This is a genomic window from Microbacterium sp. Se63.02b, assembly GCF_014171575.1.
Classification (GTDB): Bacteria; Actinomycetota; Actinomycetes; order Actinomycetales; family Microbacteriaceae; genus Microbacterium.
In genome coordinates this window covers 2,130,329-2,152,949 of record NZ_CP050453.1, presented here as the reverse complement: position 1 = coordinate 2,152,949, position 22,621 = coordinate 2,130,329, and the positions used below count along the sequence as shown (strand labels likewise).

Below are 22,621 nucleotides of genomic sequence, written 5' to 3'. Positions count from 1 at the left end.
GGGGAGGAATCGGTTGGATCGAACCTACGAAGCCGGTGCGGGGGTGGTGTCGGGCGATTGCGCGGCCTCTACAAAGGCGTCCGCGATCTTCTGTGCAGTACGTGCAACCTGCCACGGACGAGCGCCGAGTGCCGTCAGCGCTCGGGCGATGTCTTCTGCCGTCTCGCCCGGAAGCTCCCAGGCAACGCGGCGCAGGTACTCCGGTGTGAGGAGGTTCTCGGTCGGCATCCCGAGCTCCTCGGCGACGGCCTCCACGACGGGCCTGGCGGCCTTGAGGCGCGCGTCGGCCTCGGGGTTCCGATCCGCCCAGGCGCGCGGCGGCGGAAGAGTGTCGCTCGGGACGCGTTCGCGCGGGAGGTCTTCGGCCGCGCGGCCGTCGACGATGGCCTGCCACCAGCGGTCCAGCTGGGTGCGGCTCGCGCGCCCCTGGAACTCCTTGACTCCTGCGAGGGCCTGTTTCGACGGCGGGTTCGCCATGACGGCGGCGACGAGGGAGCGATCCGGCACGAGTCGACCGGGGAGACGTCCTGCTGCTGCGCGTACATCTCCCTGGCTTCCCAGAGCGCTCGGGCGACCGCGAGGTTGCGGGATCCGCGCACCTGGTGCAGGCCGCTGAGGCGCCGCCACGGGTCCTCCCGCGGCGGCTTCGGCGCACGGGCCAGCGTCGCGGCGAACTCCTCGGCGGCGATCGCCGTCTTGTCCTGTTCCTCCAGTTCGAGGACGAGGACGTCGCGGACGTCGACGAGATGCAGCACGTCGAGCGCGGCATACTCGAGCCACGAATCGGGCAGCGGTCGAGTCGACCAATCCGCCGCCGAGTGCTCCTTCTTCAGAGTGATGCCGAGCGCGTCCTCGACGACGGCCGCCAGCCCGACGCGCTCGTGGCCCAGCAGACGCGACGCCAGCTCGGTGTCGAAGATCACGGTGGGCTCGAGGTGGAGTTCCCGGAGCGAGGGAGATCCTGGCTCGCTGCGTGCAGCACCCACTCGGTCTCGCCGATCGCCGCCTGCAGCGGGGCGAAGTCGCCGATCGCCGGCGGGTCGAAGAGGAACACGCCGGCGTCGCGGCGGAAGACCTGCACCAGGTAGGCGCGCTGCGAGTACCGGAAACCGGACGCGCGCTCCACGTCGACGGCGACGGGGCCGGTGCCTGCGGCGAGCACGGCGCAGGCGGCGCGGAACTCCTCGGCATCCGAGATCACGGAGTATTCAGTCACGTACAGCCTTTCGCGCGCCGATCACGGCGATGCCCTCGGAGCCGGGCGGAAGTCCCGCCAGCATTCCGACCAGCTCGGCCCATGCTTCGACGTGCGGTCGGATCGGGCCCTCCGGTGTCCAGGACGCACGCAATTCTATCTGGGCGCCGTCGCCTTCGACCGCGAGACCTCCGAAACCCTTCGACAGGGTCTTCGTGGATGTGCCGGATGCGGAGTGATAGATCGCTCCGCGGGAGTCGAGGGCGTCCACGAGCCAGGACCACGTCACATCCGCGAGGAGAGGGTCGGTGCCGATCTCCGTCTCGAGTGGTGCCTGCGCGAAGACGACGATGCGCCAGGGGCCGCCCCAGGCGCCGGGCGCTTCCGGGTCGTGGAGAAGGACGAACCGTCCGGTGCCGTACACCGACTCCCCGTCTCCCTCAGGGCGCACGTCGGCGGCCAGTGCATGGGCGAACGGCGCGAGGCCCTGCGGCGTGGCGATCTCGCGGACCGTGATGTCGTCACGGAACACGGTCTCGCGCAGGTCGGTCACAGCGCTGTCGAATGGCGTCCCGGCTTCGGGGTGTGCGGTCACGGCAACAGGCTAGAGTCAGGAAGCGATGAAGAGTCTCAGGCACGCCGTTACGCTCCTTGTCCCCGCCGTGCTCGCGATCGGCGCCGCAGCGGCCTTTCTCGTGTTCGCCGTCGCCCGTCGGGTGGTCACACCCATCAGGCGTGCCATGGACACCCAGATCCTCGCGGTCGACACGGGCGCGCAGACGATCGAACTGCAGCGCACCCTCGACACCGAGCTGCCGGGTCGGTACGGGCTCTTCACGACAGGCACATACGGGTACGTCAAGGTCGGCGCGGTCCTGAGCGCCGACGGCGCGAGCGTCCGCCGCAAACTCCTGACGCAGATCAAGCCGGGCGCCCGCGTGGACCGCGCCGCCGCTTTCAGCGGCTACTACTACTCATCGCCGAGCGAACTCCATCTGCCCTGGGAGAACCTTCTCATCGGTTCCCCCGCCGGACCCTGCCCCGCCTGGTTCTTCCCCGGATCATCGTCCACCTGGGTGATCCAGGTTCACGGTCGAGGCGCCACGCGCGCAGAGTGCCTGCGTGCCGTCCCCGTCCTGCACGCCGCGGGACTGCCCACACTCGTCGTCTCCTACCGCAACGACGGTGAGGCCCCCCGCACCAGGGCCGGAGCATACGCTCTCGGCGCCTCGGAGTGGCGGGACGTGGACTCCGCGATCGCCTATGCCCTCCGCCACGGTGCCGAGCGGGTGATCCTGATGGGCTGGTCGATGGGCGGCGCTGTCTCTCTGCAGGCGGCCGTGACCTCGGGGCATCGCGACCGTATCGCGGGGATCATCCTGGAGTCGCCGGTCGTCGACTGGCGCACGGTGCTGCGGTTCCAGGCACGAATGGCCGGAGTGCGCGCACCTCTTCCGACACTCGCCATGGGTGCTCTGCAATCACCGTTGACAGCGCGTCTCAGCGGCGCCGACGAGCCGATACGCTTCGATCGCCTCGACATGGTCGCGCGCGCGGACGAGCTCTCTGCTCCGATCCTGATCCTCCACAGCGACGACGATGGATTCGTGCCTGCGGACTCCTCGCATGCGCTGCAGGAGGCGCGTCCGGATCTGGTCACCATGCCGAGGTTCACCGTGGCACGGCACACCAAGCTCTGGAACTACGACGAGATCGGCTGGAGCACGGCGATCACCGAGTGGCTCGACGCGCAGGGGCTCAGCGCTTCTGGACGACCTGGTTCTTCGCACGCATGAGCATGCCCGTCATCCCGCCGATCCGCAGCAGCGAGACCGCCTTGGTGAGCCCGATCGACTGAGGGTAGTCGTTCGGGATCGCCAGTACCTCGTCGGCGGTGAGTCCGGTGAGACCCTGCACCAGGATGCTCGCGAAACCACGCGTGGTCGGAGCCTCCGGGGGAGCCGTGGCGTGCATCGTGACGATGTCGTCGTGCACCTCGACGTGGATGTAGACGGGGGACTGGCACTCCGCGACCCGCTCGTACATCTCGGGGTGGGCGGCGACCTCCTCCGACACGTCGGGGAGCTCGTCGGAGTACTCGAGCAGCAGCAGGAGCCGATCGGACTCCGGAGTCTCCAGGAAGCCGTCGCGGATCTCGGCCAGTGCCTCAGGAACTTCGCTCGCGCTCATCCCTGACATTCTCCCACGATCAGAGGGATCCCGGCTCGGTCCCCGTGACGATCGGAACACGGACGGCGCTGCCCCACTCGGTCCACGAGCCGTCGTAGTTGCGCACGTTCCCGAAGCCGAGGAGGTGCTTGAGAACGAACCACGTGTGGCTCGAGCGCTCACCGATACGGCAGTACGCGACGACGTCATCGCCGTCGCGGAGTCCGGCGCCGTCGCGGTAGATCGCGTCGAGTTCGGCACGGCTGCGGAATCCGCCGTCCTCGGCGACGGCCTTCGCCCACGGCACGCTCTGCGCCGTGGGGATGTGTCCGGCGCGAAGTGTGCCCTCCTCGGGGTAGGCAGGCGCTGTCGTGCGCTCACCGCTGTACTCCTCGGGGGAACGGACGTCGATCAAGGGGCTGCCGATGTGCGCGAGCACGTCCTCCTTGTATGCGCGGATCACGGAGTCGTCGCGCTCGACGATGGGGTACTCCGTCGCGGGACGGTTCGCGGGCTCGCGGGTCAGCTCACGACCCTCGGCGATCCATCGGTCGCGGCCGCCGTCGAGGAGGCGGACATCCTCGTGACCGAAGAGCGAGAACACCCACAGCGCGTACGCCGCCCACCAGTTGTTCTTGTCGCCGTAGATCACCACCGTGTCGTCGCGGGCGATGCCCTTGCGGCTGAGCAGCGCGGCGAAGCCCTCCCCATCGACGTAGTCGCGCACCACCGGGTCGTTGAGCTCGGTGTGCCAGTCGACCTTGACCGCGCCGGGGATGTGTCCGGTCTCGTAGAGGAGCACGTCCTCGTCGGACTCCACGACCACGAGCCCCGGCGTCCCCAGCCGTTCCGCGAGCCACTCGGTGGTGACGAGGCGGCCGGGCTCGGCATACTCGGCGAACTTCGGGGAGGAGGAATCGAACTCGACGGCCATGGGATCTCCAAGCATTGCGCGGGCGAACGGGCGGGTGCGGACGGCGTAGTGTTGATCCGTCCCCTTCGACGATAGATCCCCGCTGAGCCGCCTGCGCCCGATTCGTAAGACTTCGACACAGGCAGGCACCTGATCCAGGACCGTGATGACCGACCCGACCAGCCGCACGGGAATCGTGCACCTCACCGAGCGTCAGCCGACCGTCAGCGGACCTGAGATGCTGGCGAGCCTGGTGCCCCCGCCGCAGTTCGACTCCGCGACCTTCGACAGCTACCGGGTCGACCCCGCGTATCCCTCCCAGGAAGAGGCGAAGCAGACGCTGATGCGGTTCGCCGGACGCGGTGCCCCCGTCAAGCGCGGCGGCTTCTTCCGCCGAGCCAAGAAAGAGCCGGAGCTCAAGCCCGGTGTATACCTCGACGGCGGCTTCGGTGTCGGCAAGACGCATCTGCTGGCCTCGATCTACCATGCGATGCCTGCACGTCGGAAGTACTTCGGCTCGTTCATCGAGTACACGGCCCTGGTGGGCGCGCTCGGCTACAAGAACACCGTCGATCTGCTCAAGGGCGCGGATCTGCTCTGCATCGACGAGTTCGAGTTGGATGATCCGGGCGACACGATGGTGATGACCAGACTCATCGGCGAGCTCGTCCCCACGGGCACGCGACTCGCAGCGACGTCGAACACCCCGCCGAACGCGCTCGGCGAGGGCCGCTTCGCCGCCCAGGACTTCCTCCGGGAGATCCACGCCATGTCGGACAGCTTCCAGACGCTCCGCATCGACGGGGTCGACTTCCGCCAGCGCGCACTCGACGGTCATGCGCTCGTGCTCGACGACGACACCTACGCTGAGGTCTCGGCGAAGGCCGGCGCCGAGAGCATCGTGTCAGACGACCGGTTCGACGACCTCATCCGTCATCTCGCGCAGGTTCACCCCTCGCGGTACATCCGCCTCATCGAAGGCCTCGATCGGGTCGGCCTCCGCGATGTGCATCAGCTCACCGACCAGTCGGAGGCCCTGCGTCTGGTCGCCTTCGTCGACAGGGTGTACGACGCGCAGATCCCGATCATCGCGACGGGCCTGGGCCTCGACTCCGTCTTCTCCGAGGAGATGCTGGCGGGTGGATACCGCAAGAAGTACCTTCGCGCGGTGTCGCGTCTCAACGCCCTGACACATTCTGCGTAAGCCCGCAGGCCCGCGTAACGCGATGTTCACACCCGGGGCCCCGCTGTAACCCTGCGGAAACAAACCCCACGCATCCGCGAAACGGCGCGTCGTCACACTGAAGCTTCAATTACTTCGGATGTGAGGTTTTCCTATGGATGCTCCCGGCAACATCTCGTGGGCGATCACCGCCACGGCGCTGGTCCTGCTCATGACGCCCGGCGTCGCCTTCTTCTACGGCGGTCTCGTCAAGGCCAAGAGCGTCGTCAGCATGATGATGATGAGCTTCGGCTCCATCGGACTCGTCGCCGTGCTGTGGATTCTCTTCGGCTTCTCGATGAGCGCCGTCGACAGCCCGACCGCCTTCGCCGGCAACCCGTTCGCGGACTTCGGTCTCTCGAGCCTGGCCTCCGGTGAGGGATCCAACGTGGCGCTCCTCGGCGTCGCCTACGGCGCGACCTTCGCGATCATCACGGTCGCGCTGATCTCCGGCGCGATCGCGGACCGTGCGAAGTTCGGCAGCTGGCTGATCTTCGCCGGCATCTTCGCCACCGTCGGCTACTTCCCGGTCGCCGCCTGGGTCTGGGGCGGAGGCTGGATCATGAACCTCGGCACCACGCTCTTCGGTGAGGACAGCGGGATCGGCGTCATCGACTACGCCGGTGGAACGGCGGTGCACATCAACGCGGGCGCTGCGGCCCTCGCCCTCGCCCTCGTCCTCGGCAAGCGCATCGGCTTCCAGAAGGGCATCCTCAAGCCGCACAACGTCCCGCTCACGCTGCTCGGCGCCGCGCTGCTGTGGTTCGGATGGTTCGGCTTCAACGCCGGTGCGGAATGGCTCGCCGAGGACATGGGCGGCGTCGGACTCATCGGCCTGAACACCCTCGGTGCGACGGCGGCCGCCATCCTCGGCTGGATCCTGATCGAACGCATCAAGGACGGCAAGGCGACCTCCGTCGGCGCCGCCTCCGGTGCGGTCGCGGGTCTCGTCGCCATCACCCCGGCATGCGCCAACCTCACCCCCGGGTGGTCGCTGCTGCTCGGTGCCGTCGCCGGTATCGTCTGCGCGCTGGCCGTCGAACTGAAGTTCCGTCTCGGGTTCGACGACTCGCTCGACGTGGTCGGCATCCACCTCGTCGGCGGTCTCATCGGAACCCTCTACCTCGGGTTCTTCGCCACGGGCACCGGCCTGTTCGTCGGCGGCGACGCCCGTCAGCTCGCGGTCCAGGTCATCGCGGCGCTGGGCGTGCTGATCTACTCCTTCGTGGTGGCGTTCATCATCGGCTTCGCGATCCAGAAGACGATCGGCTTCCGCATCACGAACGAGGACGAGATCGCCGGCGTGGACCAGGTCGTCCACGGCGAGGAGGGCTACGCACTCGCGGACGCGTGATCAGCGGTTAGGGTGACCGTGTGGGCAAGACCAACGGCATCCTGACAGCACTCGCAGAGATCCTGCTCAAGGCGGTGGGATCGAACCGGGCGTCTCGGACATCACCTCCGAGGCGCCCGGATGCGCGTCTGCGGACCTCTGGCGAGCGATCGACGGCTGCGGAAGGCGCGACGGACCAGGGTCGTGCCCGGGGGACCGAGACGGTCCGCATCGACCCGCACCGGATCGGCGACCTGCGGGTCGCGTATTCTCCGCAACGCGACGGCGCCCCGGATGCGGGCGAAGTCGTCTGGACCTGGGTGCCGTACGAGGAGAACGACGGACGTGGCAAGGATCGCCCTGTGCTCGTGATCGGCCGGGAGTCGGCGGACCGTGTGTACGCCGTGCGGATGACGAGCAAGCCGCACGACGGCGATCGCGACTACCTCTCGATCGGCAGCGGCGCGTGGGACTCGCAGGGACGCGAGTCCTGGGTCGACATCGAGCAGCTGTACAGCGTCCACGAACGGGGCCTGCGGCGTGAGGCCGCCGTGCTCGATCGCACGCGCTACGACCGGGTGAGCGCCGCGCTCACCCGGCTGTACGGGTGGACCGCCGCCGTGTGAGCGCACGGATGGCGTCCGATCAGGCGCTGTGGAACGTGAGCACTCGATCGATGTCGACGGCCGGCTTCTTCTCGCCTGCCTGCACTTCGAAGTCCAGGTGATTCTGGCTCGGCGGAAGCGGACACGTGACGAAGTTGGTGAACGCGCAGGGGAGCGCGGTCAGGTAGTTGAAGTCGATGTGGTCGATCTGCTCACCGTGCTCGTCGGCGAACTGCAGCTCGACGACGCGCCCGGCACCGTACGTCGTCTTCCCGCTGGTCAGGTCGCGGATGTGCGCGACGGGCTGCACGCCGTACGAGGCGTCTTTCCCGATCAGCGCGAGTTCGTACCCGCGGCCGCCGTACTCGAAGGAGAGGGTGCCGATGCGCGCTGTGGTCTCGCGGACGCCCGTCTCGACCGTGACCTGCTCCACGTCTTCACGCACCGCCGGGGTGAAGCGCGCCGGGATGCGCCAGGCAGGGTCGTAGTCGTAGGCCGCGAGGCCGGAGAAGTCCTTTCGGGCCGACTCCCGCGGGTCGCGCACACGCACGGCGAAGATGCGGTCGCCGTCGTCGGTCGTACGGGGATGGTCTCCACTTCGCTCACGCCGAAGTAGACGGGCACGCTGCGGCCGTGCCCGTAGGTCTGATTGCGCCCGGGGATGATCTCGACGGGCGCGGTGGGGTACTCGCCGTCGACGACGAGGTTCGGCCCCTCGGATGGCGGTGTGTACAGGACACGTCCGTCTTCCACGCCCCAGGTGCCGGGGAGACCGTCGAGGACGAGACCCGACTCCCCGTCGCGCAGCCAGTGCTGGGCGACCAGAGCCGTCCAGCCGTACGGGCGCGTGAGCTCCGAGACGCGGGCGTGCCGCCACTCCCGCCACTGACCTTCCAGATGCTCCTTCGCGGGCATGGCTACCGTCCTTCGTGGTCGATGTCGATCGCGTCGGCGGCGGCGGCCGCGTCGGCGGTGCGGTGGATGAATGCGCAGATCTGCTCGAACGAGTGCTCGCTCGCGACGGCGTTGCCGCGGGGAGTACCGCCGTTGGAGTAGTGGACGCCGGAGACGGGGTGCACCCGCTCGATGTCGGTGCTGGGGAGGTGGGGGAGCGCGATGCCGTGCCCGGCCTCCTCGTAGTCGAGGTGCAGACGCTCGGCGCCGTGTCCGTGACGCTCAAGGTGTCGAGCACGATGCGCGAGGCCATGTTCGACGGCCATGCGCGATCGTCCAGCCCCGACACGCACGCGACGGGTCCGGAGAACCTCTCGATCGGGATGCGCGAAGCCCGGGCGAGTTCGCGGTCATGGAGGCCGTCGACGTATACGTCACGATGCCGCGTGGGCGCGGGCGCATCGTTCCAGGGCTGCCAGGTCACGCCGCTGTTGTCGTGCCAGAGGTGGTCGAGCGGTTCACCACCTCGCGTCCACGTCGGCCCGTCCCACCCCTCGGCGGGATCGGCTGCCCCTGAGCGCCGAAGACGAAGGCACCGGGAACGAACGGCGCGATCCCGAGGATGAGCTCGGGATAGGTGGCGGCCAGCAGGAGCGACAGCTCACCGCCGCGGGACTGACCGCTCACGAGCGGCAACCCGCCTTTCGGGGACAGGGTGCGTGCCGCGTATCGCAGCGCGCGTTCGAAGTACTCCAGCGGCGTGCGGGAGATGTGCTCGGGAAGACCCGGGGCGCGGAAGTACCCCAGGGCAAGTGCCTGCACACCCCTGGAGGCGTATTGCGCCGCGCGGGCCTCGTTGATCCCTCCTCCGGAGCCGTTGAGCACGATCACGGTGGGGAGCGGGCCGACGCGACGAGGGCGGAACAGTGTTCCCACGAGACCGTCCGTGCGGACTCCGGTGCGCTCGACGTCTTCGCTGCGGACCCACTGCGTGACGCCCACCGTGACCTCCGCTGCGGGAGCGCCATCGCCCGGAGCGTCCAGGTGCCCCGTTGCAGGCTCTGTCCACGCCGTGAAGACGGTCGAGATCGGCCGATCGACATCGGTCGGCTCTGCGGATCCGGTCGTGCCCGGTTCCCGGCGCTGCGACCAGAACAGACCCATCGAGTCCGCGACCCGGTAGTCGCCGGACACCGGAGCCTGGGTCGCGAGGTCGACCACCCCATGACGGTCGGCGAGGAACGTCGCCTGCGCCGCCCAGTCGCCGCCATCTCTGGCGGTGACAGCACGCACGGTGGCCAGTGATCCGGGGACGGCGCCGGTGAGCCGGAGCGATCGACGCTCCCACAGTGGGCCGATCTGCGGAGTCACGGTGAGGGCGAACGTGGGGGAGGAACCGCTCATGCCCGTGTGGTCCCCGAAGCCGTGTCGCGGAGCCAGGCCACGTCGTCGCCGTCGAGGTCGACCGACGTCGGCAGGTGTGCGGCCCCGGTCGCCAGGATGTCGAAACGCGCGGGCAGGTGACCGCCTGCTGCGCGCCAATCGCGATCGAGCGCGGATGCGGCAGCCGCGGCATCCGTGCCACCCGCGCGAGCCGGGTCGAACGCGATGAGGAGCGCTCCGCGGCTCGACGGCAGTCCAGGGTCGGTGACCCGCCCGCCCACCGCGACGCCCGCGAGAAGCTCGACCACGAGACCGGTCAAGGAGCCCACGAGCCCCGCGGGGAGCAGCGCCGCGACGGCAGCGGGGTCGATCGTGGATGCGCCGTCCGCATCGACGGCTCCTCCCTCGGGAAGCAGGACTCCGGAGGCACGTGCCTCCCGGACTGCGGCGAGTGTCAGCGCCGACGTCGCATAGTCGATCACGAGAGGTGAGGCATCGTCACGCGGGACCCCCAGAGCGAGGGGATTCGTGCCGATCGCGGCCGCGTGCGCGCCCCACGGCGCGACCGACGCCGGCGACTGTGCGGCGAGGAGCGCGACCGTTCCGTCGGCGGCGAGCGACCGCGCGGCAAGCCCGAGGATCCCGAGCGCTCCGGCACCGCGGATCCCGACGATCGCCAGCCCGTGCGCCTCGACGCTCCGACGAGCACGCCGCACACCGGTGGCCAGGGCGACCACGCCGGGCACTCCGGTCGCATCGACGGAACCGATCGCCGCACCGTCATCGCTCGGCGTCACACCGGGACGGCCGAGGTCGGCGAGCCGGTCGAGGTCGCGCCGCAGCATCCGGATGCCGAACTCCGGCAGGTCGAGCATCTCCGCCTGAAGCACCCAGAGCGCCGCCAGGGCGACGTCGTCCGGCTCGGCCTCCGCGACGGCGCTCCGGAGCAGGTCGCGGAGCGCCGCGAGTGCCTTCTCAGCCTCGATGTTCATAGCACCCCGCTCAGTACTTCACCCACGGGACGACGCGACGCTCCAGGAGCGCCCACAGCGCGGTGGCGGCGTAGCCGAGTACCGAGATCGTCACGATGCCGACGTACATCTTCGATACGGCGAACGTGCCCCACGAGCTCCAGATCATGTAGCCGAGACCGCTGTTCGCACCGACGAACTCGGATGCGGCGATGATGACGAAGGCGCCGCCGGTGGCGAGCTTGATGCCGGTGAAGATCGAAGGAAGCGCATACGGGAACGACACGGTCATCCAGCGCTGCAGTCGCGTCGCACCATTGGCATTGGCCACGTCGTTCAGCAGCGGCGGCGTCTGCATGACGCCGCCGAGCGTGTTGAAGAGCAGGTAGAAGAACACGCCGATCGCGACGATGACGTACTTGCTCGTCTCGCCGAGGCCGAAGATCAGCAGCAGCAACGGGAAGATGGCGACCTTCGGCACCGGCAGCAGCGCGGAGAAGATCGGATCGAGCAGAAGTCTCAGCGTGCGCACGGACCCGAGGAGGATCCCGAGGACGATGCCGGGGATCGCGCCCAGCACGAAGCCGATCGCGATGCGGGACAGTGTGATTCCGATGTTCTCCAACAGGACGCCGGAGACCAGGAGCTCGAAGAACGTCTCGATGATCGAGGTCGGCGCCGGGAAGAACCGCGCATCGAGGATCCCGGTGCGGCTCGCGATCTCCCACACGACCAGGATGAGCACAGGGGTGTAGGGGCCGAGCCGACGCACCCACACGGATCCCCGCTCGGCGCGCACGGCTTCCTTGAGCTGTGCTTCGATCTGCGGGTCGGCGATCGTCGTCATGACGCCAGCTCCTGTTCCGTCGCGTTCTCGAGCAGCGACCACAGTCGAGCCGTGATCTCGCCGTATCGGGGATCGCGACGCAGGCCCGCGATGTCACGCGGCCGACCGAACGGGACGAGGATGTCGTCGATGATGCGTCCTGGTCGATGCGACATGACGACGACACGGTCGGCGAGCATGAGAGCTTCGTCGACGCTGTGGGTGATGAACATGACCGATTTCGACGTGCGCTCCCAGATCTGCAGCAGCTCCTGCTGCAGCGTGACGCGGGTCTGCTCGTCGAGGGCACCGAACGGCTCGTCCATCAGGAGCAGGTCGCCGTCGTCGGCGAGGGCGCGCGCTACAGAGGTGCGCTGTCGCATGCCGCCGGAGATCTGCGCGGGGTAGAACCCGCCGAAGTCGGACAGCCCCACGAGGTCGAGCAGCTGGTCCACCCGGTCCTTCCGCTGCGCCCGGGAGAGGCCACGGAGCTTCAACGGATAGCCGATGTTCTGCGCGACGGTCAGCCAGGGAAACACTCCGTGCTCCTGGAACACCACCGATGGCCGGCTGGAGGTCTCGATCGTGCCGAGGCTCGGCTTCTCGAGCCCCGCCGCGAGACGCAGCAGGGTGCTCTTGCCGCATCCCGACGGCCCGAGCACGCAGACGAACTCGTTGTCGGCGATCTCCAGGTCGATGTCCTGCAGGGCGACGAGGAGGTCGTCCTTGCGGTCGGCGTTCGCATAGGCCTTCCAGAGGCCCTGGACGCGGAGGCCGCTCATTTCTTCGAGGAGGCCAGGTCGCCGCTCTCCTGCAGCGCGATCGCGTCCTTCAGGATGTCATCGCGGTAGATGTCCTTGATCCCGGAGTCCCCGTCGAACTCGAGAGCATCGCGGTCGCGGAAGAACTGCTCCTGCCGGGCGACATCGGTCCAGTCGATGGCGCCGCTCGGGTCCTGCGTCGTGAGCGCGATGGATGTCAGCGTCTCGACCGGCAGGTCGGTGTACTCGGCGATGATCTCCTGCGTCGCGGGATCGCTCCAGCCTCCGTCTTCGAGTTCCTTGACGGCCTGGAGGTAGGCGGCGGTGAAGGCGGTGACGGCAGCCGGGTGCTTCTCGACGTACTCGGTGTTGAACACCATGGCCCCCAGCTCCACGCCCGCCTGGTAGTCGATGGGGAGCACTTCGTGGGCGATGCCCTGCGCGATGACGGCGGAGGAGATCGGCTCGATCGACCAGCTCGCGTCCACGGAGCCGTTCGCGAGAGCGGCGGGGATGTCGCCGGGGCTCAGGTTGACGAGCTCCACATCGTCGACGCTCAGGCCGGCGGACTCGAGCGCGAGCGCGACGGAGTAGATGCCGAATCCACCGTCGCCGGGGATGCCGATCTTCTTGCCCTCGAGGTCTGCGGCATCCTTCACGTCCGAGGCGTCCGACGCGATCAGCGGTGAGGGGTTCGCCCCCGACTCCGGGATACGCGAGACGCTGGCGATCACGGAGATCGAGGCTCCCGACTTCGTGGCGTTGAAGAGGCCTGCCCCCCAGGTCGCACCACCCGCGGTGATGTTGCCGGTGCTCACCTGCTGGTAGGTCTCGCCGGAGCTGCCGCCCTTGGCCACGAGCTCGACGTCGAGCCCTGCGTCCTCGAAGTACCCCTTCTCCTCTGCGAGGAAGAAGGGGGCGTAGTCGGCGTAGGGGGAGTAGAGGAAGGTGATCTTGGGAGCGTCCTCCGCCTTCTCGGTCGCCGCGTCGCCCGAACCGGACGAGCTGCAGGCGGTGACCAGGAGCGCGCTGGTGAGGACGAGAGCGGCGCCCACGAGGGCGCGGCGACGAGAGGTCATTTTGTTGCTCCAGGGGTTCGGGTGAGGTGCACGGGCAGCACCTGCTCTCGAATCTATCGATTCCGCGGACCTCCGAGATCGCGCCGCCGTCATATTCGGAAACCGGGGGGGGGCAATCCGATCCGGCGCGTGCGCCGAACCAGTGGTGAGTCGCGCTGAGCGACGCCACACAAGGAGGAATCATGCGCTTCATCCCCACCAAGGTCCACGGAGTCCTCGACTACATCGTCGGCATCGCGCTGATCGCCGCACCCTGGCTCTTCGGCTTCGCCAACGTCGGCGGTGCCGCCGTCGTCATCCCGATCGTGCTCGGCGTCGGGTTGATCGTCTACAGCCTCTTCACGAAGTACGAGTGGGGCCCGTTCGGGTTCATCCCGATGCCCGTGCACCTCGTGTTCGACATCGTCGCGAGCCTCTTCCTGGCGCTGTCCCCGTGGTTGTTCGGCTTCGCTGACGAGGCGCTGAACGTGTGGTTGCCGCACGTCGTCGTCGGCGCTGCCGTGATCGTCGTCGTGCTGTTCTCGCAGCCGCAGCCGGCGACGACGCGGGGGCGCGCAGCCACCGCCTGATCTCCGCGAGACGCGATGCCGGGTGACGGGACTTCTCCGAGCCGTCACCCGGCATCGTCATACGTGGTCAGCCGCGCAACGCGGAGCTGAACCATCGGGCGTACAGCTGCCAGGGATCGCCCGCTCGGCGCAACTCGGCGACGTGCGTGCGGACCTCACTCGAGTACGTGAACCATTCGCCGCCCTCCCGGAGCGCCGCGAACTCCCGATGCCGCTGCTGCTCGAGCGCCCGCCCGCCCTGCTCGAAGGCCAGCACTTCGTCGTGGCGGATGCTCGAGAGTCGCTGACGCGGACGGCGGCTCGTGCCGATCTTCACCCGACGGTCGAAACGGATGTAGTAGACCACGTCGACGCGCGGGAGAGGGAGTTCGGGGTCGGGCGCGTCGCCGTAGCGCCACCCGCACAGGGCGCAGTACCACGCGTCGTCGATATGCGTGCCCGTCGTGCTCGCGCACAGCGGACACGGACCGGGAAGGGTGCGTTGCATGGCCACGGTCGCACCCTACGACCGACCTCGGACACCGACGGAAGAATGCTGCGTCGAGACACCTTCCGCGCAGCGTGCCGCGAGCCTAGGGTCGAAGCGGGCGTGGACCACGTCAGCGCCAGGGACGGAGCCAGGATGACGATGACGGGTCGCCGCGGATGGGCCGCGTTCCTCACGGTGTCTGCCGTCGCCGGCCTCCTCGCCGCGTGCGCTCTTCCCGACCCCGTGCCGCTGCCGTCGCCCGCTCCGTCGACGACCGCCGGTGAGTCGCGTTCGCTGCAGGAGGTCACGATCGCGGACGGCCTGGCGGCGCCATGGTCCATCGCCTTCCACGACGGCACCGCATTGATCAGCGAACGCGACAGCGCGCGGATCGTGGAACTCACCGCAGACGGCACGATTCGCGAGGTCGGGGAGATCGCCGGCGTGGAGACGCGTGGAGAAGGAGGGCTGTTGGGGATCGCCGTGCGCGACGACAGGCTGTACGCCTACTCCACGACGGCGGCCGGCAACCGTGTCCAGCGTTTCGTCGTGAGCGGAGCCGCCGGGGCGCTCGAACTCGGCAAGTCCGAGACGATCCTGTCCGGCATCCCCGCAGGGACGAACCACAACGGCGGACGGATCGCATTCGGTCCCGACAGAATGCTCTACGTGACGACGGGGGATGCCGGAGACCGTCGGAGTGCGCAGGATCTGGAGTCGCTCGCGGGGAAGATCCTCCGCATCGCGCCGACGGGATCGATCCCCGCCGACAATCCTTTCGAGGGATCGCCCGTCTACAGCTACGGGCACCGCAACCCGCAGGGACTCGCATGGGACGACGACGGGACGATGTACGCGAGCGAGTTCGGTCAGGACACCTGGGACGAGCTGAACGTGATCGAGGCAGGCAGCGACTACGGGTGGCCCGACGTGGAGGGCATCGCCGATCGGCCGGGCTTCATCGATCCTGTCCAGCAGTGGTCGCCGTCCGACGCCAGCCCGAGCGGCATCGCGATCACGGACGGGCGCCTCTTCATCGCGAACCTGCGGGGCGAGAGGATTCGTGAGACTCCGTTGGACGATCTGGCTGCTTCCCACGAGCATGTGACGGGCGTGTACGGGCGGCTGCGTGACGTGGTGGTGGCCCCCGACGGAGTCGTGTGGATGCTCACGAACAACACGGATGGGCGCGGTGACCCGCGACCAGGGGACGACCGGGTGCTCCGCCTGACCCTCGGCTGACTCCACCCGCTGCCACTCCTCGACGGCTCCTGTCAACCACCACGGAGAACCGGGCGGCGGTCGGCAGACTCGGCGCATGGTCTTCATCGGATTCCACGCCTCGCACGAGCAGATTCCGCCGAGTGCACTGCTGGAGGCGGTCGTGGCGGCGGAGGACGCGGGCTTCGACGGTGCGATGTGCTCCGATCACCTCTCGCCCTGGCTGCCGGAACAGGGCGAGTCGGGTTTCGCCTTGAGTTGGATCGCTGCCGCTCTGGCGCGCACGGCATTCCCGATCGGCATGGTCAACGCGCCGGGACAGCGCTACCACCCCGTCGTGGTCGCCCAGGCGTTCGCGACGCTCGAGGAGATGTTCCCCGGGCGGTTCTGGGCCGCGCTCGGCAGCGGAGAAGCCATGAACGAACATGTGACGGGTGACGGGTGGCCCGCGAAGTCGGTGCGCAATGAACGCCTGGGAGAGAGCGTCGGCATCATCCGTCGTCTGCTCCGAGGCGAAGAGGTCAGCCATGACGGCCACGTCCGCGCGCATCGGGCGAGACTCTGGAGCCTCCCGGCGCAGCCGCCGCCCCTGTTCGCGACCGCAGTGAGCGCCGAGACCGCGGCATGGTCGGCGTCGTGGGCCGATGGGCTCGTCACGGTCGCCCAGCCGCCCTCGGTGCTGCGACGCGTCGTCGAGGCATACCGCTCCGCCGGCGGCACCGGTCCCTGTTCTCTTCAGCTGCACCTCAGCTGGGCGTCCACCGATGCGGAGGCGTTCGCGCTCGCACGTGAGCAGTGGCGCAACGGCGTGCTCGCCCCGCCCCTGACGTGGAACATCGAGCAGCCGGAGGAGTTCGACGAGGCGGTCGGGGCGGTGGATGAGACCGCTCTCCGAGGCGCCGTCCTGATCGATCACGACGCGTCGTCCCTGGTCGATCGGATCGCCGAGCTGGTGGCGGTCGGATTCGACCGCCTCTACCTGCATCACGTCGGGCAGGAGCAGGCGGGCTTCCTCCGCTTCGCGCACTCCGACCTCATCCCCGCGTTGAAGGGACGACTGTGAAGATCACGGACACGAGCGACCTCTGGTGGAAGACCGCGGTCGTGTACTGCCTCGATGTGGAGACGTTCCTCGACACGGACGGCGATGGGGTGGGCGACCTCCGCGGCCTGGCGCAGCGGATCGACTACCTCGCGCAGCTGGGGGTGACGTGCCTCTGGCTGATGCCGTTCTACCCGACCCCCGACCGCGACGACGGCTATGACGTGAGCGACTTCTATGGTGTGGATCCGCGACTGGGCGATCACGGCGACTTCGTCGAGGTGATCCGCACGGCACGGGATCGCGGCATGCGGGTGATCGTCGACCTCGTGATCAATCACACCTCGGATCGGCACCCGTGGTTCCTCGCGGCGAAGCGCAGCGTGTCTTCGCCCTATCGCGACTACTACGTCTGGCGGGACGACGCCCCGCCGAAGGGGCAGAAGAACGCGGTGTTCCCCGGGCAGGCCGACGGCATCTGGACGAAGGACGAGGCGTCAGGGCAGTGGTACCAGCACAGCTTCTATGAGCACCAGCCCGACCTCAACATCGCCAACCCGGCCGTGCGCGACGAGATCGCGAAGGTGATCGGGTTCTGGCTGCAACTGGGAGTGTCCGGATTCCGCGTCGACGCGGTGCCTTTCCTCCTCGAGGTCCCACGCGGAGCGGACATCCCCGATCCGCATGAGCTGCTGCGCGACATCCGACGGTTCCTCCAGAGGCGGTCCAGTGAGGCCGTGCTGCTGGGCGAGGTGAATCTCCCGTATCGCGAGCAGATCGACTACTTCGGGGGATCCGACGGCGACGAACTCACCATGCAGTTCGACTTCGTGGCGATGCAGGCGTTGTACCTGTCGCTCGTGCGGAGGCAGCCTGCTGCATTGATCGAGGCGCTGACCGCGCGGCCCGCGCTTGGGCCCGAGGTACAGTGGGCGAACTTCCTGCGCAACCACGACGAACTGACGCTCGACAAGCTGGATGATGCGGAACGGCAGGAGGTCTTCGAGGCGCTCGCACCCGATGAGAGGCAACGCGTTTTCGGTCGCGGTATCACTCGTCGTCTTCCCCCGATGCTCGAAGGCGACCCGCGACGCATCCGGATGGCGTACAGCCTGCTCTTCACCCTGCCCGGAACCCCCGTGCTCTTCTACGGCGAGGAGATCGCGATGGGGGAGAACACCGAGGTGGAGGGCAGGGAGGCGGTGCGGACCCCGATGCAGTGGTCGCCCGGGCGCAACGGAGGGTTCTCGGATGCGGCGCCGTCGCGCCTGGCGTCGCGCCCTCCCGCTGACGGATACGCGCCGGAGCATGTCAACGTCGCGGACCAGCTCGACGATCGAGGGTCGATGCTGCATTTCATCCGCGAGCTCGCCGCGCGCTATCGGGTCTCACCCGAGCTCGGCTGGGGGGAGTTCGCGGTGATAGAGCAGGCTGCCGATGCCGTGCTCGTGCACTCGCTCACGGCGGATGTCGGCAGGCTCATCGCGGTGCACAACTTCGCTGAGGTGCCGGCGACCGTGAGGTTCCGGCTCGAGAGCGAACCGGAGGGGACCGAACTCGTCGGTCTGCTCGAGTCCGAGCGCTCGGCTCCGGACGCAGATGGCGAGGTGGTCTTGGAGGTGCCGGCGTACGGCTACCGCTGGCTCCGGGTCGCGCGGCCGGGAGGCGGGCGCATCGCCTGAGGTGACTACGACCCCGACGTGTCCCGGGTGGACCGGGCTGCCGAGGCGGCCGGAAGTGCGGACCCGATAACTAAGACCAGCCCCCACACGACTGCGCCGCCGAGCAGTACTCGACCGACATCCGCGTGCCCGACCAGGACCGCGGTCGCGGCGGCGAGTGCGGCCAGGACGACCCGCCTCCGGCGACGAAGAGCAGGGGCGCCATCGCCCGATGAGCGGAGACCCAGGCGTCGCCGTCGCGGAGTGTGCGCGACGTCCGGTACCCGAGTATCCGCTGCCGCGGGAAGGTGCCGCGACGGCTCGCGCGGGCCCACCAGAGCAGGGCTGCCCCGAACAACACCATGACGCCGGCGCCTGCGATCTCCATCATCGGTCCTCCTGCTCCCTGCTGTCGTCTGCCTTCGAGGCTACGGCGGTGCACGAGGGGTGATCGACATTCCACGGTGCCGATCGCCGCCCTCCGCGTCGTACCGCGGTATGACTGCGGGCGGGTGATCCGGGGCCGTTTCCGTGCCGGGGGAGTAGTCGTGGTGGGCGATACCGGACTCGAACCGATGACCTCTTCCGTGTGAAGGAAGCGCGCTACCAACTGCGCCAATCGCCCATACCCGTGGGGTACGTCACCCGATACTACCCGACGCCGTGGCGCCCTGTTGACCAGTCTGAGAGACACGCGCGAGAATCGCTGCCGGTTTGGCGAAGGGCAGATCTTCGGCTAATGTTTCATGAGTGCCCGGGACAACCGGGAATGAAATGCGGATGTAGCGCAGTTGGTAGCGCACAACCTTGCCAAGGTTGGGGTCGCGAGTTCGAGTCTCGTCATCCGCTCGAGTGCAGCAGGTCTTCTGTCGAAGATCCGCGGCACGTGGGGTCAATCCACACGGTGGCGTGGCCGAGCGGCTAGGCACCGGCCTGCAAAGCCGTTTACACGGGTTCGAATCCCGTCGCCACCTCACGGGAAAACTGAATAGCCCCAACGGGCGCGATTGGCGCAGCGGTAGCGCGCTTCCCTGACACGGAAGAGGTCACTGGTTCGATCCCAGTATCGCGCACAGACAAACCCCCGGTTCTCCGGGGGTTTTTTCGTGCCCGGGTGGGCGTGGGCAACATCTGGGCAACACGATCCGGCAATAGTGCGGCCCGAAACTTTCTTGGTTACAACTGTGTCTCGACGGCGGAGACCTTCTGATGCTCCGCCCAGACAGGGGCAGGCCATGAAGAACCAACCATCGACCGTCGCGCAAGGACCTGGCGGTGAAACGGCTGAGTACGTGTTCGTGACACCGGAACTCGCAGTGAGTTGGCTCGCGCTGAACATCGACAACAACCGCAACGTGCGCAAGAGCCGCATCAACGGTTACGTGCGCGACATCCAGAGTGACCGCTGGGTCGTCACCGGCGAAGCGATCAAGTTTGATACAGCAGGACAGCTCGTCGACGGCCAGAACCGATGCCAGGCGATCGTCGCAGCCGGTAAGGGTGCCTGGGTGCTCGTCGTGCGAGGGATCAGCGAGGATGCGCTCGTCGTCCTGGATTCCGGGTCAGCACGCAACGCAGGCGACATGCTCGTAATCACGGGTCTCGCCGACCGGGCGGACGCGAAGGACGTGGGTGCGATCGCACGCCTGTACTCGGCGTACCAGGCTGGTGATGTAAAGCACGCGGCTTCCAATCTTGGAGGAAGTACCGGCATCACCAAGTCCGAGCTTGCGGACGCCGTGCTGGCGATCCCCGACATCGAGTTCGCGGCCCGTCACGCCCGCGGCATGTATCGGTATCTTCGACTGCCCGTTAGCGCGCTCGGAGTGGCATTCCTTGAGTTCTCAAAGCTCGACGTCGATGACACGGCAGAGTTCTTCAATCGGATCCGTGACGGCATCCAGAACGGCCCTGGTGACCCATTCCTAACACTCGCGCGCCGGGTGTCCAACGACCTTCAGGCTGGCGCCTCCCGGCGCATCGTGCCGGGCCAGGCGCTCTTCTACCTCTTCCGCACTTGGAACGCCTTCCGGGAGAGGGAGTCCCTCGTGAAGCTGCAGATTGGTTCGCCCCAGGCTGGCTTCACGCCGATCCCGGTGCCAAAGTGAATTGGGAACGTTCATGGCGGCACGCTTGCTCGCTCAGCATCGACTACAGAAGAGAGTGATCGTGAAGACGTACGAAGTCACTGCGGAGCGCGACGGCAAGTTCTGGTTCGTGCGCATCCCCGAGCTCGAGGGTGTGACGCAGGCGCTGACCGAGGAGGAGATTCCGGTGATGGCGCGTGACTACATCGCCGTGACACTTGGTGTCCCGGGGGACTCGTTCGAGATCGCCCTCAACCTCTGGCGATCTGAGCCGCTTCCCAACGGCGTGGACGAGATCATTGAGTATCTGGCGAGGAAAGCCCGGGGGTACAACAACCGTCTCAAGTGGAACGAGCAGGAGAAGCTGAAGGCCGACCTGATGAACGAGCCAAACCGCTGGCTTGTCGTCACGCCTGAGCGACTTCGAGCACGAGCCGAGAACGCAGGGATGCGCTCAGAAGATGCGGCTCTGATCTCTGATTACCTACGCCGGAGGAAGCAAGGGCGGCGGCTAGTACCTAAGGCAAGCTACCGCGAGTTCAAGTTCGGGTACGTAGTGGACACTCTTCCTTGACTAGGAAGCTGCGGCCTGGAACTTTTCGAGCAGGAGGCGCGTTCGGCGGATGCGCTGGGATGAGGGGACGCGCTCATCGCGGAGCGCCTTGGCCAGAGCTTCACGTTTGACAGCTGCGAAGTACTCCTCGTCGAGGACCACCTCAACGTCCTGCGTCTGCGAGATGTCAATCATGTTGCTCCCTTCACATCGAGTGTACGTCCGGAATCCGACATTCGGCTGATTTCATCGCTTCCTGGTGGGTGCAGGCCTGTAACCATGAGCTGCCGCCTCGGCCATGCTGAGCACGGCGGCAAGCGCGCCGACGATGGCTACGTCGGCGGGTTCAAATTCATTCGGATTGAGTGAGTTTACGGTCAGGACGCCGACGCCCGCGTCGCCCATCTCGATTCGAAACGTGAGAAATCCCTTGTAGACGTGAGCGTTCGCGTCCCAACCGGCCGGCGCAGAGACGGTGAGGTTCGGATAGATGACAGGTCCGTGGCCGTCGAGAGCCTGCCAGATCTCACTTTGCGGATCATCGGCTTCGACGAACTCGGTTGTCGCGTTGTCGCGGCGGTTGTCAGAGTAGTTGTATTCCGTCCCCCGCATGGCGCGGCGGCCCACTAGCGCGGTGCGGTCCTCCAACATGAAGTAGGTGGCCCGGGCCGTCTTGGAAGCGACTAGCTGCGCCGTTGAGATGACGACGTTAAGGCGGAGGGCGTGCAGTGATTCCTGGCGCTTGGCCGGAGCGCGAAGCGCCATTCGCTGCACCTGCGCGATCATCCGATTCATCGGGCCATCGAAGACTTCGTAGAACTGTGCTCGAAGTGCCTTGATGTCTTCTTTGCGACTATGCACCACGACCAGGTCAAGAATTTTCGTTAGCACGCCGAAGACCGCGGTGGCGATGCCAGTCACCAACAGCCCAACACGAAGGCTGCTGGCATCTATTGCAGGCGTGAGCGCCACAGCAAACGTAAGGAAGGCGGTGACGATACCCGCCAAGCCAGTGAGGATCGTCGTCGACCACCGCAATATGGACACAAGGCCAATATGGCACTGGGCACACCTGGATCCAAGTCAGTCGTAGGTGCGGTGGACGTGCCATCCGTCTTCACCCTTGTAGACGTCGAAAACGAACGAGATTCCCGCCTCGTCGGTTCCTTGGAATCGCCACCCGTAGAGCCCGTGGTGGGGTTCGTCGAGGGGGAGGGTCCAGCTCGAGTGTCGCAGCCGGGTGGGGGTGTCGGTGACGCGCCATCGGCGACCCGCGTAGACCATCCTCGTGGGGATGTCCTTGACCATCCATAGAGTTGCGACGTGTTCGATCGTTGGCGTGTCCATGGGTTAAGAGAATAGAACAGATGTTCGATACTTGCTACCCTTGACCCCAGGCCGGGGAAGAAGGGTGCCGGTGCGGGAAATCCAGGAGCAACACTGTCCGCGTACCGTGACATGCAGTCGCAAGCACGGTCAGTCCTGGAAGCCGCGAAACACGGCCCGTTGCAGTCGCTCACTGACCGGGAGATGGACGTTCGTGGGCAACCGTTGACGATCTACCCTCACGCGTTGCAGAAGCGTGTGCGGGCGTGGGTGAGGTTCGGTCCCGAGGCGGTGCGGGTTGACGCGAAGCTCGTACGCTCCACGCCGCTCGCCGCAGGTATC

The 22,621-nt window shown here is 67.4% G+C and carries 25 protein-coding genes, 4 tRNA genes and 1 pseudogene; 13 read left to right on the top strand and 17 right to left on the bottom strand.

What is annotated here, in order from left to right:
- Positions 1-24: 24 nt before the first annotated feature.
- A pseudogene (locus tag G4G29_RS10625) lies at positions 25-1,216 on the bottom strand (HRDC domain-containing protein).
- On the bottom strand, positions 1,209-1,790 hold the full coding sequence (locus tag G4G29_RS10620; RefSeq protein ID WP_183150112.1) for a DUF3000 domain-containing protein: 582 nt from the start codon (positions 1,788-1,790) through the stop codon (positions 1,209-1,211). The pseudogene G4G29_RS10625 and the gene G4G29_RS10620 overlap by 8 nt, the downstream one beginning before the upstream one ends.
- A gap of 25 nt (positions 1,791-1,815) precedes the next feature.
- Between G4G29_RS10620 and G4G29_RS10615 the strand changes: the two genes are divergently transcribed.
- Complete coding sequence (locus G4G29_RS10615; RefSeq protein ID WP_183150111.1) at positions 1,816-2,991, top strand: alpha/beta fold hydrolase; 1,176 nt, start codon at positions 1,816-1,818, stop codon at positions 2,989-2,991.
- Here the strand turns inward: G4G29_RS10615 and G4G29_RS10610 are convergent.
- Complete coding sequence (locus G4G29_RS10610) at positions 2,954-3,385, bottom strand: SufE family protein (protein WP_183150110.1); 432 nt, start codon at positions 3,383-3,385, stop codon at positions 2,954-2,956. The genes G4G29_RS10615 and G4G29_RS10610 overlap by 38 nt on opposite strands.
- Positions 3,386-3,404: 19 nt before the next feature.
- Positions 3,405-4,298, bottom strand: coding sequence for a sulfurtransferase (locus G4G29_RS10605; RefSeq protein WP_183150109.1), 894 nt, complete (start codon positions 4,296-4,298; stop codon positions 3,405-3,407).
- Between the two features lie 145 nt (positions 4,299-4,443).
- Here G4G29_RS10605 and zapE point away from each other — a divergent pair, with 145 nt between their 5' ends.
- The 3 genes from zapE to G4G29_RS10590 all read left to right on the top strand — a co-directional run bounded on the left by zapE (position 4,444) and on the right by G4G29_RS10590 (position 7,458).
- Positions 4,444-5,481 (top strand): cell division protein ZapE, encoded by a 1,038-nt coding sequence (gene zapE, locus G4G29_RS10600; RefSeq protein WP_183150108.1) that lies wholly within the window; start codon positions 4,444-4,446, stop codon positions 5,479-5,481.
- Positions 5,482-5,614: 133 nt separating this feature from the next.
- Positions 5,615-6,853, top strand: coding sequence for an ammonium transporter (locus G4G29_RS10595; protein ID WP_183150107.1), 1,239 nt, complete (start codon positions 5,615-5,617; stop codon positions 6,851-6,853).
- A gap of 20 nt (positions 6,854-6,873) precedes the next feature.
- The gene (locus G4G29_RS10590; RefSeq protein WP_183150106.1) at positions 6,874-7,458 is read left to right on the top strand and encodes a type II toxin-antitoxin system PemK/MazF family toxin; all 585 of its coding nucleotides are present in this window, start codon (positions 6,874-6,876) and stop codon (positions 7,456-7,458) included.
- A gap of 19 nt (positions 7,459-7,477) precedes the next feature.
- Here G4G29_RS10590 and G4G29_RS21905 read toward each other — a convergent pair whose 3' ends face one another.
- The 7 genes from G4G29_RS21905 to G4G29_RS10560 form a co-directional block, all read right to left on the bottom strand.
- Entirely contained in the window at positions 7,478-7,987 is a 510-nt protein-coding gene (locus G4G29_RS21905) for a DUF1684 domain-containing protein (protein ID WP_220173395.1), read from the bottom strand.
- Between the two features lie 367 nt (positions 7,988-8,354).
- Positions 8,355-8,657 (bottom strand): acyl-CoA thioester hydrolase/BAAT C-terminal domain-containing protein, encoded by a 303-nt coding sequence (locus G4G29_RS20625; RefSeq protein WP_202045225.1) that lies wholly within the window; start codon positions 8,655-8,657, stop codon positions 8,355-8,357.
- Positions 8,658-8,811: 154 nt separating this feature from the next.
- Positions 8,812-9,735, bottom strand: coding sequence for an acyl-CoA thioesterase/BAAT N-terminal domain-containing protein (locus G4G29_RS10580; RefSeq protein WP_202045223.1), 924 nt, complete (start codon positions 9,733-9,735; stop codon positions 8,812-8,814).
- Complete coding sequence (locus tag G4G29_RS10575) at positions 9,732-10,706, bottom strand: Ldh family oxidoreductase (RefSeq protein WP_183150105.1); 975 nt, start codon at positions 10,704-10,706, stop codon at positions 9,732-9,734. Before G4G29_RS10575 ends, G4G29_RS10580 begins: the two co-directional genes overlap by 4 nt.
- Before the next feature lie 10 nt (positions 10,707-10,716).
- The gene (locus G4G29_RS10570; RefSeq protein WP_183150104.1) at positions 10,717-11,532 is read right to left on the bottom strand and encodes an ABC transporter permease; all 816 of its coding nucleotides are present in this window, start codon (positions 11,530-11,532) and stop codon (positions 10,717-10,719) included.
- On the bottom strand, positions 11,529-12,293 hold the full coding sequence (locus tag G4G29_RS10565; protein ID WP_183150103.1) for an ABC transporter ATP-binding protein: 765 nt from the start codon (positions 12,291-12,293) through the stop codon (positions 11,529-11,531). Before G4G29_RS10565 ends, G4G29_RS10570 begins: the two co-directional genes overlap by 4 nt.
- On the bottom strand, positions 12,290-13,351 hold the full coding sequence (locus G4G29_RS10560) for an ABC transporter substrate-binding protein (RefSeq protein ID WP_183150102.1): 1,062 nt from the start codon (positions 13,349-13,351) through the stop codon (positions 12,290-12,292). The genes G4G29_RS10565 and G4G29_RS10560 overlap by 4 nt, the downstream gene beginning before the upstream one ends.
- 182 nt (positions 13,352-13,533) lie before the next feature.
- Here G4G29_RS10560 and G4G29_RS10555 point away from each other — a divergent pair, with 182 nt between their 5' ends.
- Entirely contained in the window at positions 13,534-13,920 is a 387-nt protein-coding gene (locus G4G29_RS10555; protein WP_183150101.1) for an SPW repeat protein, read from the top strand.
- Between the two features lie 67 nt (positions 13,921-13,987).
- On the opposite strand, the gene G4G29_RS10550 is transcribed toward G4G29_RS10555, so the two are convergent.
- Positions 13,988-14,407: a GIY-YIG nuclease family protein gene (locus tag G4G29_RS10550; RefSeq protein ID WP_183152807.1), complete on the bottom strand. Its 420-nt coding sequence runs from the start codon at positions 14,405-14,407 to the stop codon at positions 13,988-13,990.
- Between the two features lie 141 nt (positions 14,408-14,548).
- Here G4G29_RS10550 and G4G29_RS10545 point away from each other — a divergent pair, with 141 nt between their 5' ends.
- The 3 genes from G4G29_RS10545 to G4G29_RS10535 all read left to right on the top strand — a co-directional run bounded on the left by G4G29_RS10545 (position 14,549) and on the right by G4G29_RS10535 (position 18,334).
- On the top strand, positions 14,549-15,631 hold the full coding sequence (locus tag G4G29_RS10545; RefSeq protein WP_183152806.1) for a PQQ-dependent sugar dehydrogenase: 1,083 nt from the start codon (positions 14,549-14,551) through the stop codon (positions 15,629-15,631).
- Between the two features lie 76 nt (positions 15,632-15,707).
- On the top strand, positions 15,708-16,673 hold the full coding sequence (locus G4G29_RS10540) for a TIGR03885 family FMN-dependent LLM class oxidoreductase (RefSeq protein ID WP_183150100.1): 966 nt from the start codon (positions 15,708-15,710) through the stop codon (positions 16,671-16,673).
- Positions 16,670-18,334, top strand: a complete 1,665-nt coding sequence (locus G4G29_RS10535; RefSeq protein WP_183150099.1) for an alpha-amylase family protein — start codon at positions 16,670-16,672, stop codon at positions 18,332-18,334. Before G4G29_RS10540 ends, G4G29_RS10535 begins: the two co-directional genes overlap by 4 nt.
- A gap of 70 nt (positions 18,335-18,404) precedes the next feature.
- Here G4G29_RS10535 and G4G29_RS10530 read toward each other — a convergent pair whose 3' ends face one another.
- Together G4G29_RS10530 and G4G29_RS10525 are read right to left on the bottom strand one after the other, a co-directional pair.
- Positions 18,405-18,704, bottom strand: a complete 300-nt coding sequence (locus G4G29_RS10530) for an SdpI family protein (RefSeq protein ID WP_210274169.1) — start codon at positions 18,702-18,704, stop codon at positions 18,405-18,407.
- Positions 18,705-18,862: 158 nt separating this feature from the next.
- Positions 18,863-18,938: transfer RNA gene (locus tag G4G29_RS10525), tRNA-Val, on the bottom strand.
- Positions 18,939-19,089: 151 nt separating this feature from the next.
- On the opposite strand from G4G29_RS10525, the gene G4G29_RS10520 reads away from it, so the two are divergent.
- The 5 genes from G4G29_RS10520 to G4G29_RS10500 all read left to right on the top strand — a co-directional run bounded on the left by G4G29_RS10520 (position 19,090) and on the right by G4G29_RS10500 (position 20,974).
- Positions 19,090-19,162: transfer RNA gene (locus G4G29_RS10520), tRNA-Gly, on the top strand.
- Positions 19,163-19,216: 54 nt separating this feature from the next.
- Positions 19,217-19,287: transfer RNA gene (locus G4G29_RS10515), tRNA-Cys, on the top strand.
- 27 nt (positions 19,288-19,314) lie between these two features.
- Positions 19,315-19,386 (top strand) — tRNA-Val (locus G4G29_RS10510).
- A 162-nt stretch (positions 19,387-19,548) separates the two neighbouring features.
- Positions 19,549-20,421, top strand: coding sequence for a hypothetical protein (locus tag G4G29_RS10505; protein WP_183150097.1), 873 nt, complete (start codon positions 19,549-19,551; stop codon positions 20,419-20,421).
- Positions 20,422-20,482: 61 nt separating this feature from the next.
- Positions 20,483-20,974, top strand: a complete 492-nt coding sequence (locus G4G29_RS10500; protein ID WP_183150096.1) for a hypothetical protein — start codon at positions 20,483-20,485, stop codon at positions 20,972-20,974.
- Here the strand turns inward: G4G29_RS10500 and G4G29_RS10495 are convergent, their stop codons facing one another.
- The 3 genes from G4G29_RS10495 to G4G29_RS10485 all read right to left on the bottom strand — a co-directional run bounded on the left by G4G29_RS10495 (position 20,975) and on the right by G4G29_RS10485 (position 22,261).
- Positions 20,975-21,148 (bottom strand): hypothetical protein, encoded by a 174-nt coding sequence (locus tag G4G29_RS10495; RefSeq protein WP_183150095.1) that lies wholly within the window; start codon positions 21,146-21,148, stop codon positions 20,975-20,977. It lies immediately after the preceding gene.
- A 51-nt stretch (positions 21,149-21,199) separates the two neighbouring features.
- Positions 21,200-21,961: a hypothetical protein gene (locus tag G4G29_RS10490; RefSeq protein ID WP_183150094.1), complete on the bottom strand. Its 762-nt coding sequence runs from the start codon at positions 21,959-21,961 to the stop codon at positions 21,200-21,202.
- A 75-nt stretch (positions 21,962-22,036) separates the two neighbouring features.
- A complete protein-coding gene (locus G4G29_RS10485; RefSeq protein WP_244631873.1) occupies positions 22,037-22,261 on the bottom strand; it encodes a hypothetical protein in 225 nt (74 codons plus the stop codon).
- Positions 22,262-22,621 lie beyond the last annotated feature (360 nt).